Source organism: Acidovorax sp. KNOB132 (genome assembly GCF_057541515.1).
The window spans coordinates 1-13158 of sequence record NZ_BAAJYT010000097.1 but is presented as its reverse complement, the minus strand read 5'-3'; the positions used below and the strand labels follow the sequence as shown (position 1 = coordinate 13158).

The window sequence follows — 13158 nt, the reverse complement described above, 5'->3', positions numbered from 1 at the left end:
GCGCGGGCGGCTTCCACCGCGGCATTGAGCGCCAGGATGTTGGTCTGGAACGCGATGCCGTCCACCACGCCGATGATGTCGGCGATGCGCTGGGAGGCGGCGTCGATGCTCTTCATCGTCTCCACCATCACATCCACCGCGTCGCCGCTGCGCTGCGCCACCGTGGACGCGTCCGCCGCCAGCTGGCTGGCCTTCTGGGCGCCGTCGGCGTTCTGGCGCACGGTGGAGCTCAACTCCTCCATGGACGCGGCGGTCTCTTCCAGGGCCGAGGCCTGCTGTTCGGTGCGGGCCGACAGGTCCTGGTTGCCCTGCTCGATCTGCGAGCTGGCCGCGGCCACGCCTTCGGCGCTGCCGTGGACGGCACCGACCACGCTCGCCAGGCTGGCGCGCATGTCGCTCAGGGCCTGCATCAGCTGTGCGGACTCGTCCTTGCCGTGCACGGCGATGTCCATCGTCAGGTCGCCGGCGGCCACGCCCCGCGCCACTTCGACGGCCGAGGCCAGCGGCCGCGTGATGTGCCGCGTGATCCACCAGGCCAGCACCGAGGCGATCGCCACCGCAGCGATCAGCAGGGCCAGCAGCGTGGCCTGCGCACGGTGGAACGTGGCCACCGCATCGTCGTGCGCGGCGTCGCCGCCTCGGCGGTTCACGCGGGCCAGCTCGCCCAGCGTGGACGCCATGGCATCGAAGCCCTTTTCCGAATCGGTGAAGAAGATCCGCAGCGTTTCATCGTGCGCCTGCAGTGGCTGGTCCAGCATGCGGCGCTGCACCGCGAGGTACTGGTCGCGCTGGGCCTGGTAGGCCTCGTAGCCCTTGCGCTCTTCGCCCGGATTGACCAGCGGCGCATATACGGCCTCGGCCTCCGCCAGTTGCTGGCGTCGCACCTTGAGCTCTTCCTTGAGCTTGTTCAGGTTGCTCTGGTCGGTCGGCAGGAAGGCCTCGCTCTCGGTGCGCCGCAGGCGGTTGGCGGCGATGCGCACGTTGCCGATGGCCTCGATGCTGGGCAGCCAGTTCGTGGCCAGGTCTTCGGCGCTGGCGTTGATGCGCAGCATCTGGCCCCAGGCCATCCAGGCCAGGGCGACGGTGATCAGCGTGGTAACGCTGAAGGCGAGCGCCAGTTTGGCGCCAATGCGGAGGTTGTGCAGGTTCATGATAAGTACCACCTATTGCGTTTGGTATCTCGATTAACTTTTAGATACCTTAGAAGAGGCTTAAATCGGAATCCGCAGCGCGAAAAATGGCAAAAATGCGATGTCATTTGTATCATTTTTGCAGCTTTCAACCTGACAGCCCGTCGCCTTCCGCATACGCTTCCAGTCCGATCGCCACCACCGTGGCGACCTCGTCGCCCACCTCCATGCGGAATTCCGCTTCCGCCTGCGCCACCGCGTCGCGGAACGCCTGCAGCCACGCCAAGCCCGCGGCAGTGAAGCAGACGCGGCGCGCCCGGGCATCGCGCGGGTCGGGTTCCCGCACCACCAGGCCCCAGGCGACGCACTGGTCCACCAGATCGGCCATCGACTGCTTCGTCATGCCGGCCCGCTGCGCCAGATCGGTCAGCCGGTCGCCATCCAGCGAAAGGTGGCGCGTGATGTGGACGTGCGCCGCACTCACCTGATCGCGCGCGGCGAGGTTGGAAAGCGCCAGCGGCACTTCCACGTTGTGGGCCATGAGTTCGAGCACCCGCGCATCGAACCGGCGCATGGCATGCCCGAGCAGGCGGCCCAGGTGGGTCTGGCGCCAGCCATCGTCGAGGGGGGGAGAAGGTGGGGTTTCGGCCATGGCACATTGTCAGGGAAACTGACTTAAAACACCGTTTACGCGCCAAGACGGCTCGCATAAACTACTGTTCAAGCATCCAGCCTGTGACTACCCACAGCCGGATAGAGACACCCCAACCCATTGTTTTTCAAGGACTTTCCATGGACTTCGCCGTCAAGGGGACCCACCCCGCCCAGCCCGTCAACACCGAAAAGGCCAAGGCCCTCCAGGCCGCGCTGGCCCAGATCGAGAAGCAGTTCGGCAAGGGCACGATCATGCGCCTGGGCGAAGGCGAGGTGATCGAGGACATCCAGGTCGTCTCCACCGGCTCGCTGGGCCTGGATATCGCGCTGGGCGTGGGCGGCCTGCCCCGCGGCCGCGTGGTCGAGATCTACGGCCCGGAATCGTCCGGCAAGACGACGCTCACGCTGCAGGTGATCGCCGAGATGCAAAAGCAGGGCGGCCAGTGCGCCTTCGTCGATGCCGAGCACGCGCTCGACGTGCAATACGCCCAGAAGCTCGGCGTGCAGCTGTCCGATCTGCTGATCAGCCAGCCCGACACCGGCGAGCAGGCCCTGGAGATCGTGGACAGCCTCGTGCGCTCGGGTGCCGTGGACCTGATCGTGATCGACTCGGTCGCCGCGCTCACCCCCAAGGCCGAAATCGAAGGCGAAATGGGCGATGCGCTGCCCGGCCTGCAGGCCCGCCTGATGAGCCAGGCGCTGCGCAAGCTCACCGCCACCATCAAGAAGACCAACTGCATGGTCATCTTCATCAACCAGATCCGCATGAAGATCGGCGTGATGTTCGGCAGCCCCGAAACCACCACGGGCGGCAACGCGCTCAAGTTCTACGCCTCGGTGCGTTTGGACATCCGCCGCACCGGCACGATCAAGAAGGGCGACGAGGCCGTGGGCAACGAGACCAAGGTCAAGGTCGTGAAGAACAAGGTCAGCCCGCCGTTCAAAACGGCCGAGTTCGACATCCTGTTCGGCGAGGGCATCAGCCGCGAGGGCGAGATCATCGACATGGGCGTGAACGCGAAGATCATCGAAAAGAGCGGCGCTTGGTACGCCTACAACGGCGAGAAGATCGGCCAGGGCCGCGACAACTCGCGGGAGTTCCTGCGCGAGAACGCCGACCTCGCCCGCGAGATCGAGAACAAGGTGCGCGAGAGCCTGGGCATCGCCCTGCTGCCCGCCAGCCTGGAAGCCCCCGCCGCCGCCCCGGCCAAGGAAGCGGCCGAGAAGTAAGCCTTGGCCGATTGCAGGCCATGCCCGGCTCCAGCGCTTGATTGACAGGCGCTGGACGCTTCTACTGTCATAGCACCATGGGATTTGCGACGCTTTCGCTCAAGGGCCGGGCGCTGCGCCTGCTGGCACAGCGCGAACACTCCCGCGCCGAACTGGCCACCAAGCTGGCCCGCCACGTGCAGGAGGGCGACGACCTGAACGCCGTGCTCGACGACCTGCAGGCCAAGGATTTCATCAGCGCGCAGCGCGTGGCCGATTCGGTGGTGAACCGCCGCGCCGCCCGCCTGGGCACGCAGCGCCTGGTGCAGGAGCTGCGTGGCAAGGGACTGGACGACGCCCTGGTGCGCGCCACCGCGGAGCGCCTACGCGCCACCGAGCTGGAGCGCGCACAGGCCGTGTGGCGCCAGCGCTTCGGCACCCCGGGCGAGACGCCGCAGGAGCGCGCGCGCCAGATGCGCTTCATGGCCGCACGGGGCTTTGCCGGCGACATCGTGCGCCGCGTGGTGCGGGGCGACGGCAGCGGGGACGACGACGGCGATTGATGGCGCTGATTCCGGGCCCGCGCCGATCCTGGGCCCGCGAGGCCGGCTGGCTCAGTCCAGCAACCGTTCCGGGTTGGCGTCGATCTTGGCCAGCGCGTCGCGCGTGGCCCGCATCGTGAGCGCTTCCTCTTCCTGCGCCACCAGCAGGCCGGACTGCAGGTAGGCGCCCAGGCGCTTGAGCTGCAGCAGGTAGCTGCTGCCATCGGGCGCGGCGAACAGGTGCAGCTGCTTGCGCTGGCTTTGCCACACGTACTGCACCTGCGCCGACGCGCCGTTGTGGTCCAGCGTGAACCAGGCCCCGGGCTGCAGCTCCTGCGCCCAGGCCACCATGCCCGGCTCCACGGGCGCGCCGTTGTCGGCGATCACGTGGATGGACGAGGCATCGATGCCCAGCATCAGCTCGATGTTGTCGGCGTTGAGCGGCATTTCGCCCAGCGTCGCATCGCTGATGTAGTCCTCCAGATTGGCCAGGCGGCGCGCCATGGCATCGATGTGCGCCTGCGGGATGGACGCCGTCTTGGACAGGAAGGCATCGGCCAGCGTGTCGGTCAGCACCTTCACCTGCGCATCCTGCTCCGGCCCGTTCACGCCGAGCAGCGCCAGGCCCTGGCGCAGGTGCTGCAGCAGCGGCGGCAGGCTCTGGATGACCTTGGCGCGGTCCGCCCGGTGGGGCTTGGCGCTGGCGGCCCAGACCAGATCGGCCGCCGTGCGCTTGAGTGCCACGGTGTCCGGGTGCTGCGCGCCGTCGCGCACCGCCGACATGGCCAGCACCTCGGCCCAGGTCTTGAAGAGGAAATCGCGGATCTCCTCGCGCACCGGCATGTCCCGCAGCATGGTGCGCAGCTCGATCGTGTACTGGATGGCCAGCGTCTCGCGCTGCTCGACCTGCTGCGCCACGCTGACGAGCTTGGAGGTGGCCTGCTTGGCGGTGAGGAACTTGGCCAGGAATTTCTCGAATTCGTCATAGACGAGCTGAAAGACGCGCTGCCCGGTTTCGGGGTACTGCTCGATCACCTGCACCACGCGGCGGATCTCGCCTTCCAACGCGCTGCCGTTGATGGCGGTGGCGTCGAACCCCATCACCACGCCGCCCAGGCGGTCGATCAGGCGGCGTGCCGGGTGGGCGACGTCGCTGAAGAATTCGGGTTCGGCCAGCGCCACGCGCAGCACCGGCACCTGCAGCCGCGCGAACCACACGCGCACGGCTGGCGGAATGCGGTCTTCGCTCAGGATGCTCTGGAACATCAGCGCCACCACCTCGATGATGGCTTTTTCGCCGGGGGTGGAGGCCTTGGCCTTCAGTTCGGTCGAGCGCTCGCGCACCGCGCCCACCAGCTGCACCACGGCGGCCGGGCTGTAGTCCTCGACCAGCGTGGCCACGCCGCTGTAGTACGTCTGCGCCTGCGCCCGGTGGGCCGACAGGGCCTGCGCCAGCGCGGCGGAGGCCGGCGGTGCGTTCACCATGTCAAAGCCCGTAGCAGGCTGCACCAGCAGGCGGCGCAACTGGCCCATCACGCCCTGCGCACGCTGGCGGGCGCGGGCCAGCGGTGTCATGAACGCCTGCATGCCGGCACCGAAGGCCGTTCCCTGCGCGCCCATGCGCCCGGGCGCCGGCATGCCCCCCTGGGACGGCATGCCGTGCATGCTCGCCTGGGCGGATTCCCGGGCGAAGGCCTGGGCCGATTGCTGCAGGGCCTGCGACGCCAGGCCCGCGGGGGAGGACAGCCCCCCCGCCGTGCGGCGCACCTTGGAGCGCAGGTCGTTGTCGGGCTTCACGCCCTGCTCGGTGCAGAACGCGTTGACGGACTGGTACTGGCGCAAGACCAGGTCGCCCAGCTGGCGCTGCAGGGGATCGATGGCGGTCTGCAGGTCGCCCCGCTCCATGCCGGCCTCGACCCACTGGTCGACGAACAGCAGGCAGACCGTTTCGGGGCGCAGGATGTCGCGGCCGTCCAGTTCCTGGCCTTCCAGGTGCTGCAGGAACTGCCGCAGGGTGTCGAAGGCGTTGCCCGTGTGCTCCATCACCGTGAGCGCCATGCGCGAGGCGATGATCTGGTTCTCGACGACGTCGTCGCTGAGCAGCTCGAACCCGCCCCCGGCGGGCAGCGCCCCCCGGCTGGTGCTGACCAGCGGCAGCAGGGCCTCGGACAGGGCGCGGGCGCAGCCGCTGACCCAGGCCTGGTGGCGCTGCTGGTAACGCATCCACAGGTCGCGGCGCGTCTGCATCTCGCGCTGCGTGGCCGTCAGGCCCATGAGCTGGGTCAGGAAATCCTGCAGTTCGTTGTCGAGGCCGGGCAGCCCCGCCACCAGGCCCTCCACGAACCGCTGCCGGGCCAGGCGGGCCAGGCGCCGGGGCGCGGTGGGAGGGCGGAGTTCTTCCATACGCCGTCGATTATGGGGCGCCCCGGGGCGTCGCGGTCAGACCGCTGCGCCGGCGTTCGGATCGTTCGGGTCGCCGTCCTTCTTGGGCGGCGCCTTCACCAGGTCTTCGCGCTTGACGCCCAGCCACATGGCGATGGCGGCCGCCACGAACACCGATGAATAGATGCCGAACAGAATCCCGATGGTCAGCGCCAGCGCGAAGTAGTGCAGGCTGGGGCCGCCGAAGAAGAACATCGACAGCACCACGGCCTCCGTGGAGGCATGGGTGATGATCGTGCGGCTCATCGTGCTGGTGATCGCGTGGTCGATGACCTCGTGCGTGCTCATCTTGCGGTACTTGCGGAAGGCCTCGCGGATCCGGTCGAAGATCACGACCGACTCGTTCACCGAGTAGCCCAGCACGGCCAGCACCCCCGCCAGCACCGCCAGCGAGAACTCCCACTGGAAGAAGGCGAAGAAGCCCAGGATGATCACCACGTCGTGCAGGTTGGCGATCACCGCCGCCACACCGAACTTCCACTCGAAGCGGAACGCAAGGTAGATCACGATGCCGATCACCACCATGCCCAGCGCCATCAGGCCGCCGTGCACCAGTTCCTCGCCCACCTGCGGGCCCACGAACTCGGTGCGGCGCAGCGTGACGTCGGGGTCGGCCGCCTTGAGGGCGCCCAGGACCTGCTCGCTTTGCTGCGCCGAGGTCACGCCCTTTTGCACCGGCAGGCGGATCATCACGTCGCGCGCGGTGCCGAAGTTCTGCACGGTCACGTCGGAATAGCCCAGCCCGGACACGGTGCTGCGCACCTTGCCGATGTCGGCGCTCTGCGTATAGGCCACTTCCATGACCGTGCCGCCGGTGAACTCCACCGACAGGTGCAGGCCCCGCGTGATCAGGAAGAACACGGCCAGCGCGAAAGTGATGAAGGAGATCGCGTTGAGAACCAACGCGTACTTCATGAACGGGATGTCTTTTCGGATGCGGAAGAATTCCATGGTCCCTCTCCTTCAGTTGGACTTGACCACGGCGGACGTGGTGCTGTCGGGTTCGGGCTTCCACACCTGTCCGATGGACACGCTCTTGAGCTTCTTCTTGCGGCCATACCAGAGGTTGACCAGGCCGCGCGAGAAGAACACGGCCGAGAACATGCTGGTCAGGATGCCGATGCAGTGCACCACGGCGAAGCCGCGCACCGGGCCCGAGCCGAAGGCCAGCAGCGCGAGACCTGCGATCAGCGTGGTCACGTTCGAGTCGAGAATCGTCGCCCAGGCGCGCTCGTAGCCCGCGTGGATGGCCGCCTGCGGCGACACGCCGGCGCGCAGTTCTTCGCGGATGCGCTCGTTGATCAGCACGTTGGAGTCGATGGCCACACCCAGCGCCAGCGCCATGGCGGCGATGCCGGGCAGGGTCAGGGTGGCCTGCAGCATCGACAGGATGGCCAGCAGCATCAGCACGTTCACCGACAGCGCGATGGACGAGATCACGCCGAACAGCGCGTAGTAGATGCACATGAAGACCGAGATCGCCACGAAGCCCCACACCACGCTGTGGATGCCGCGCTCGATATTGTCGGCGCCCAGGCTCGGGCCGATGGTGTACTCCTCGATGATGTCCATGGGCGCGGCCAGCGAGCCGGCGCGCAGCAGCAGCGAGGTGTCGTTGGCCTCGGCCGTGGTCATGCGCCCGGAGATCTGCACCCGGCCGCCGCTGATCTCGCTGCGGATCACGGGGGCCGTGACCACTTCGCCCTTGCCCTTTTCGAACAGGACGATGGCCATGCGCTTGCCCACGTTCTCGCGGGTGATGTCCTTGAAGATGCGGGCGCCCTTGGCGTCGAGCGTGAGGTTGACCGTGGGCTCCTGCGTCTGGCCGTCGAAGCCGGGCTGCGCGTCGGTGAGGTTCTCGCCCGTGAGGATGACCTGCTTCTTGACGATGATGGACTGGCCGTTGCGGTCCAGGTACTTTTCGTCGCCGAAGGGCACGGGGCCGGAGCCCAGCTCGGCCGAGCGCGCCTCGGCGCTTTCGTCGACCATGCGCACTTCCAGCGTGGCCGTGCGGCCCAGGATGTCCTTGGCCTTGGCGGTGTCCTGCACGCCGGGCAGCTGCACCACGATGCGGTCCAGGCCCTGCTGCTGGATCACGGGCTCGGCCACGCCGAGTTCGTTGATCCGGTTGTGCAGCGTGGTCATGTTCTGCTTGAGCGCCTGGTCCTGCACCTTGCGCAGCGCCTCGGGCTTGATGGTGGCGCGCACGCGCACGCCCTGGCCGTCGGGGCTGCTGGTGGCCACCAGGTCGGGAAACTGGTCGGTGATCACGTTGCGCGTGGCCGTGGCGGTCGCCTCGTCGCGCAGGCGGATGTCCACCGCCTGGCCGTCGCGGCTGATGCCGCCGTGGCGGATGTTCTTGTCGCGCAGCGTGGTGCGCAGGTCGCCGGCGAGCGATTCGGCCTTCTTGGTGAGGGCCGCCTGCATGTCCACCTGCAGCATGAAGTGCACGCCGCCGCGCAGGTCCAGCCCCAGGTACATGGGGCGCGCATGCAGCGCGCTGAGCCAGTCGGGGGAGCGCGAGACGAGGTTCAGCGCGACGATGTACGGCGGGTCGGCCGGATCGGGCACCAGGGCCTTCTGGATCGCGTCCTTGGCCTTGAGCTGGCTGTCGGGCGAGTCGAAGCGCGCGCGCACCGAATTGCCATCGAAGCTCACGGCATCGGGCACGACGCCCGCGGCCTTCAGGGCCTCTTCGACGCGGCGCTGCACGGCGGCATCGACCTTCAGCGTCGCCTTGGCCGACGACACCTGCACGGCAGGGGCCTCGCCAAAGAAATTGGGCAGGGTGTACAGGGCCCCCACCAGCAGCGCGATCACGAGGATCGCGTACTTCCAGACCGGGTAACGGTTCATGATCGCGCTCTTAACTCTCAGGTCGCGGCGCAGGCCCGCAGGGCCGGCCGCCAGATCGGAACGGCTCGCGCCATCGCTTGGACTTACTTGACCGTGCCCTTGGGCAGGACCTGCGCCACGGCGCTGCGCTGGATCTGCACTTCCACGCCGGAGGCGATCTCGATGTGCAGGAAGCCTTCGGACAGGCGCGTGACCCGGCCGACGATGCCGCCGGCAGTGGCCACCTCATCGCCCTTGGCGATGGCCTCGATCATGTTGCGATGCTCTTTCTGGCGCTTCATCTGGGGGCGGATCATGACGAAGTACAGGACCACGAACATCAGCACCAGCGGGAGCATGCCCGTCAGGGAGGACATGATGTCGCTGCCACCGGCGGCGGCGGCAGGGGCGGTCTGGGCGAAAGCGGAAGAGATAAACACGGCAACAGGCTCCATTCAAATGGATGGTCGTTTCAGACACCCGCCCACGGCGCGACGCGGCGCCAGCCGGGAGGGCAACAGGCGATTGTATGCGGCGCCCCCTGGCAAAGCCCATGCCAAAACCCGCGTCCGCGGGGGGTCTTGGCGTGGCAAGGCCGGCCCAAGGGCCGGCCTTCGATGGGGCATGAAAACACCGCCCAGCACAATAACCACTAGGGCATATTGCTATATTTTCAATAGCGCCCCATTTCCCCCTCACATGCTGGGGAAAGGGGCTTTCGCCCCCTCAGGCCGTCTGGCGCAGCGCCTCCTGCGGGTGGCGCCACTGGTTCATCAGCACCGCCCACTTGGCGCGGGCGGCCTTCAGGTGGCGCTCCTTCACGTGGCCGTAGCCCCGGATGTCCTCGGGAATGCGGGCGATGTCGGCGGCCAGCGGCAGGTTGTCGGCGGTCAGGCCGGCCAGCAGCTCGTCGATGCAGGCGCGGTACTCGGCGATCAGGGCGCGCTCGGTGCGGCGCTCCTCGGTGCGGCCGAACGGATCGAGCGCCGTGCCGCGCAGGCCCTTGAGCCTGGCGAGCACGCCGAAGGCCTTGCGCATCCACGGCCCGAACGGCTGCTTGAGCAGTTCGCCCTTGTCGTTCTTCTTCGCGGTCAGCGGGGGCGCCAGGTGGTGCACCAGCTTGTAGTCGCCTTCGAACATGCCCTCGATCTTGGCGGTGAACGCCGCGTCGGTGTGCAGGCGCGCGACCTCGTACTCGTCCTTGTACGCCATGAGCTTGAACAGGTAGCGGGCCACGGCCTCGGACAGGCGCGTGCCCTTGCCGCCCGTGCGCGCTTCGGCGGCCTGCACCTTCTCCACGAAGGCCTTGTACTCGGCCGCATAGGCCGCGTTCTGGTAGCCGGTGAGGAACTGCTCGCGCTTGGCCACCACTTCCGCCAGGCCCGGCTTCTTGACGAACTGGATCACCTGCGCGGCCTTGAACAGGGCCTGCACGGCGGCCAGGTCGTGCGCGCAGCGGCGGCCCCATTCGAAGGCGGCCTTGTTGTTGTCCACCTGCACGCCGTTCAGCTCCATGGCGCGCATGAGCGCGGCATGCGACAGCGGCACGCGGCCCTTTTGCCAGGTGTAGCCCAGCATCAGGGGGTTGGTGTAGATGCTGTCGCCCAGCATCTGCATGGCGACTTCCTCGGCATCGAAGCTGGCCAGCAGGTCCTCGCCCACGGCGGAGGCGATGGCCGTGTCGCAATCGGTGCCCGGAAACTGCCAGTCGGGGTTGTGCACGAACGACGCAGTGGGCGAGCCGTGGGTGTTGAGCGCCACGAAGGTGCGGCCCGGCTGCATCGCGGCCATGGTGGTCTTGTGCGAGGCGACGATGGAGTCGCAGCCGATGATGAGGTCGGCCTTGGCCGTGTCCACCTTGGTGGTGTAGATGGCGTCCGGCCGGTTGGCGATCTGGATGTGGCTCCAGGTCGCGCCGCCCTTTTGCGCCAGGCCCGCCGCGTCCTGCGTGATGACGCCCTTGCCTTCCAGGTGCGCCGCCATGCCCAGCAGCGAGCCGATGGTGATCACGCCCGTGCCGCCCACGCCGGCCACGACGATGCCCCAGGCGCTCTCGGCCACGGGCAGCACCGGCTCGGGAATGGGGGGCATCGCGGAGAGGTCGCCCTTCTTTTCCTTCTTGGGTTTTTTCAGCGTGCCGCCCTCGACGGTGACGAAGCTCGGGCAAAAGCCCTTCACGCACGAGTAGTCCTTGTTGCAGGTGCTCTGGTTGATGCGGCGCTTGCGGCCGAACTCGGTCTCCAGCGGCTCCACCGACAGGCAGTTCGATTGCACCGAGCAGTCGCCGCAGCCCTCGCACACCAGCTCGTTGATGACCACGGTCTTGTTGGGCGTGGCCAGGGTGCCGCGCTTCCTGCGGCGGCGCTTTTCGGTCGCGCAGGTCTGGTCGTAGATGATGGCCGTGCAGCCGGGGATCTCGCGGAACTCGCGCTGGATCCGGTCCAGCTCGTCGCGGTGGTGCACCGTCACGCCCTCGGCCAGCGCCACGCCGTCGTACTTGGCCGGCTCGTCGGTCACGATCACCAGCCGGGCGATGCCCTCGGCCTTCAGGCTGGCCATGATCTGCAGCACCGAGTGCCCCTCGGGCCGCTCGCCCACCTGCTGGCCGCCCGTCATGGCGACGGCGTCGTTGTAGAGCACCTTGTAGGTGATGTTGGTGCCCGCCGCGATGCTCTGGCGGATGGCCAGCAGCCCGCTGTGGAAGTAGGTGCCGTCGCCCAGGTTGGCGAACACGTGCTTTTCCGTGGTGAAGGGCTGCTGGCCCACCCAGGTCACGCCCTCGCCGCCCATCTGCGTGAAGGTGGACGTGTTGCGGTCGGGCATCCAGTTGACCATGTAGTGGCAGCCGATGCCGGCCACCGCGCGCGAGCCTTCGGGCACGCGGGTGCTGGTGTTGTGCGGGCAGCCGCTGCAGAACCACGGCGTGCGGTCGCCCGTGTCCACCTTGGATTCGGCCAGGCCGCGCTCGCGCGCATCGATCACCGACAGGCGCGCGTCCATGCGGGCCACGATGTCGGCCGGCACGCCCAGCTTTTTGAGGCGCTTGGCGATGGCGCGCGCGATGATGGCGGGCGTGAGGTCGGCCTTGGGGCGCAGCAGCCAGTTCTGGCTCGGGTTGGGCATGCTCCACTCGCCACCGGAGTTGTCGCCCTCCACCTCGTCGAACTTGCCCAGCACGTTGGGGCGCACGTCGGCGCGCCAGTTGTAGAGCTCTTCCTTGATCTGGTATTCGATGACCTGGCGCTTTTCCTCCACCACCAGGATCTCCTGCAGGCCTTGCGCGAAGTCGCGGGTGATGGTGGCCTCCAGCGGCCACACCACGTTCACCTTGTGCAGCCGGATGCCCAGATGGCGGCAGACGTCGTCCTCCAGCCCCAGGTCGATGAGCGCCTGGCGCGTGTCGTTGTACGCCTTGCCGCTCGCGATGATGCCGAAGCGGTCCTGCGGGCCCTGGATCACGTTGTAGTTCAGCTTGTTGGCGCGGATGTACGCCAGCGCCGCATACCACTTGTAGTCCATGAGGCGCGCCTCCTGCTCCAGCGGCGCGTCGGGCCAGCGGATGTGCAGGCCGCCGGGCGGCATGGCGAAATCCTCGGGCAGGACGATCTTCACCCGGTCCGGGTCCACCGAGATGCTGCTGGAGGACTCCACCACCTCCTGGATGGTCTTCATGCCCGACCACACGCCCGAGAAGCGGCTCATGGCGAAGGCGTGCAGGCCCATGTCCAGGATGTCCTGCACGCTGCTCGGGAAGAACACCGGCAGGCCGCAGGCCTTGAAGATGTGGTCGCTCTGGTGGGGCGCGGTGCTGCTCTTGCTGATGTGGTCGTCGCCCGCGATGGCGATCACGCCGCCGTGCCTGGAGGTGCCGGCCATGTTGGCGTGCTTGAACACGTCCGAGCACCGGTCCACGCCCGGGCCCTTGCCGTACCAGATGCCGAACACGCCGTCGTATTTCTTCGTCGTGGGGTACAGGTCGAGCTGCTGCGTGCCCCACACGGCGGTGGCGCCCAGCTCCTCGTTCACGCCGGGCTGGAACACGATGTGGTTCTTGGCCAGGTGCTTCTTGGCCGACCACAGCGCCTGGTCGTAGGTGCCCAGCGGGCTGCCGCGGTAGCCGCTGATGAAGCCCGCGGTGTTCAGGCCCGCGATCGCATCGCGCTGGCGCTGCAGCATGGGCAGGCGCACCAGGGCCTGCACGCCGCTCATGAAGGCACGGCCCTCCGGCAAGGCGTATTTGTCATCGAGCGTGACCGTTTCAATGGCGCGGCGGATGTGCTGCGGGCAGGGGGGCTTCATGACGCAGCGGGCTCCCTCGCCAGCACGCTCGATGCCCAATCCGCGGC

The 13158-nt window shown here is 67.8% G+C and carries 9 protein-coding genes; 2 read left to right on the top strand and 7 right to left on the bottom strand.

The features are described from left to right. Window positions 1-1151: methyl-accepting chemotaxis protein (locus AC27IO_RS13855; RefSeq protein ID WP_498739233.1), on the bottom strand; the 1151-nt coding region annotated here is incomplete at its 3' end. A gap of 127 nt (window positions 1152-1278) precedes the next feature. Continuing rightward, a complete protein-coding gene (locus AC27IO_RS13850) occupies window positions 1279-1782 on the bottom strand; it encodes a MarR family winged helix-turn-helix transcriptional regulator (RefSeq protein WP_284430677.1) in 504 nt (167 codons plus the stop codon). A gap of 140 nt (window positions 1783-1922) precedes the next feature. Here AC27IO_RS13850 and recA point away from each other — a divergent pair, with 140 nt between their 5' ends. Beyond that, window positions 1923-3014 (top strand): recombinase RecA, encoded by a 1092-nt coding sequence (recA, locus tag AC27IO_RS13845; RefSeq protein ID WP_284400760.1) that lies wholly within the window; start codon window positions 1923-1925, stop codon window positions 3012-3014. Window positions 3015-3091: 77 nt separating this feature from the next. Beyond that, a complete protein-coding gene (gene recX / locus AC27IO_RS13840) occupies window positions 3092-3556 on the top strand; it encodes a recombination regulator RecX (protein ID WP_317351316.1) in 465 nt (154 codons plus the stop codon). Between the two features lie 51 nt (window positions 3557-3607). Here recX and AC27IO_RS13835 read toward each other — a convergent pair whose 3' ends face one another. From AC27IO_RS13835 to AC27IO_RS13815, 5 genes are all read right to left on the bottom strand, one after another. Next, window positions 3608-5938: a DUF1631 family protein gene (locus tag AC27IO_RS13835; RefSeq protein ID WP_498739232.1), complete on the bottom strand. Its 2331-nt coding sequence runs from the start codon at window positions 5936-5938 to the stop codon at window positions 3608-3610. Window positions 5939-5974: 36 nt separating this feature from the next. Continuing rightward, window positions 5975-6928, bottom strand: a complete 954-nt coding sequence (gene secF, locus AC27IO_RS13830; RefSeq protein WP_272566599.1) for a protein translocase subunit SecF — start codon at window positions 6926-6928, stop codon at window positions 5975-5977. Window positions 6929-6940: 12 nt separating this feature from the next. Next, a complete protein-coding gene (gene secD / locus AC27IO_RS13825) occupies window positions 6941-8833 on the bottom strand; it encodes a protein translocase subunit SecD (protein WP_272566597.1) in 1893 nt (630 codons plus the stop codon). A gap of 83 nt (window positions 8834-8916) precedes the next feature. After that, a complete protein-coding gene (gene yajC, locus AC27IO_RS13820) occupies window positions 8917-9252 on the bottom strand; it encodes a preprotein translocase subunit YajC (protein ID WP_284400752.1) in 336 nt (111 codons plus the stop codon). Window positions 9253-9538: 286 nt separating this feature from the next. After that, on the bottom strand, window positions 9539-13111 hold the full coding sequence (locus AC27IO_RS13815; RefSeq protein WP_498739231.1) for an indolepyruvate ferredoxin oxidoreductase family protein: 3573 nt from the start codon (window positions 13109-13111) through the stop codon (window positions 9539-9541). Window positions 13112-13158: the final 47 nt, after the last annotated feature.

What these genes read in the sequence shown, in the direction of transcription:
- AC27IO_RS13850 (WP_284430677.1), bottom strand. Translation starts at nt 1,782, where the DNA reads ATGGCCGAAACCCCACCTTCTCCCCCCCTCGACGATGGCTGGCGCCAG.
- AC27IO_RS13815 (WP_498739231.1), bottom strand. Translation starts at nt 13,111, where the DNA reads ATGAAGCCCCCCTGCCCGCAGCACATCCGCCGCGCCATTGAAACGGTC.
- secF (WP_272566599.1), bottom strand. Translation starts at nt 6,928, where the DNA reads ATGGAATTCTTCCGCATCCGAAAAGACATCCCGTTCATGAAGTACGCG.
- secD (WP_272566597.1), bottom strand. Translation starts at nt 8,833, where the DNA reads ATGAACCGTTACCCGGTCTGGAAGTACGCGATCCTCGTGATCGCGCTG.
- recX (WP_317351316.1), top strand. Translation starts at nt 3,092, where the DNA reads ATGGGATTTGCGACGCTTTCGCTCAAGGGCCGGGCGCTGCGCCTGCTG.
- AC27IO_RS13835 (WP_498739232.1), bottom strand. Translation starts at nt 5,938, where the DNA reads ATGGAAGAACTCCGCCCTCCCACCGCGCCCCGGCGCCTGGCCCGCCTG.
- recA (WP_284400760.1), top strand. Translation starts at nt 1,923, where the DNA reads ATGGACTTCGCCGTCAAGGGGACCCACCCCGCCCAGCCCGTCAACACC.